The following is a 685-nucleotide window of genomic DNA, read 5'->3' on the forward strand; positions in this document are numbered from 1 at the left end:
ACCGACCAGAGCGAGGCCGAGCTGATCGACCGCGTGCCGGTGGTGGCGGGCGAGATCCGCATCGGCGACCGCGTCTATCTGCAGGCCGAGCGGATCGCAAAGGTGATGGCGCAAGGCGGCGACGTTGTCGTGCGCGCATCGTGGAAGAATGCGCGATGGCTCGACGCCAACGGCGAGGCGTTCGATCTCATCGGCCATCTGGAGAGCTGCCGCGAGGAGGTCTTCGAAACGCCTGTCCGGCTGGGCCTCAAGCAGGGCGCGTCGGTGAAGATGCGCCTGATCGCCTTGCGCAAATCCGAGCCCGCGGCACAAGAAGCGCGGCGCAAACTCAACAAGGAAGCCAAGGCCAAGGGCAACAAGGTTCAACCGCAGACGCTGATTGCGGCCGGCTTCGTCATCCTTGTGACCTCGCTGGACCGGGAGGAGTTTCCCGCCGGCACGGTTCTCAAGCTCTATCGCATGCGCTGGCGCATCGAACTCGCCTTCAAGCGCCTGAAGAGCCTGATCGGGCTGCGCGCGCCTCCCGCCAAAGACCCAAGGATCGCAAAGCCCTGGATTCTTGCCCACTTCCTCATCGCGCTTGTGACCGAACCCCTCTCGCAGGAGTTGGGTGTCTCTCCCCCTTGAGCGACGGGCGCCCGCTGCTGTGGCGCGCTACCCGCCAGATCGTCGCCTCCCTGATCGC

Annotated in this window: 1 protein-coding gene; it reads left to right on the plus strand. The window is 65.4% G+C overall.

Annotated features, from left to right (window positions below):
* A partial coding sequence (locus O7A05_RS34035; RefSeq protein WP_415927098.1) for a transposase occupies window positions 1-627 on the plus strand: 627 nt, incomplete at its 5' end.
* Between the last annotated feature and the right edge of the window lie 58 nt (window positions 628-685).

Source organism: Mesorhizobium argentiipisi (SeqCode) (genome assembly GCF_037179585.1).
GTDB lineage: Bacteria > Pseudomonadota > Alphaproteobacteria > Rhizobiales > Rhizobiaceae > Mesorhizobium > Mesorhizobium argentiipisi.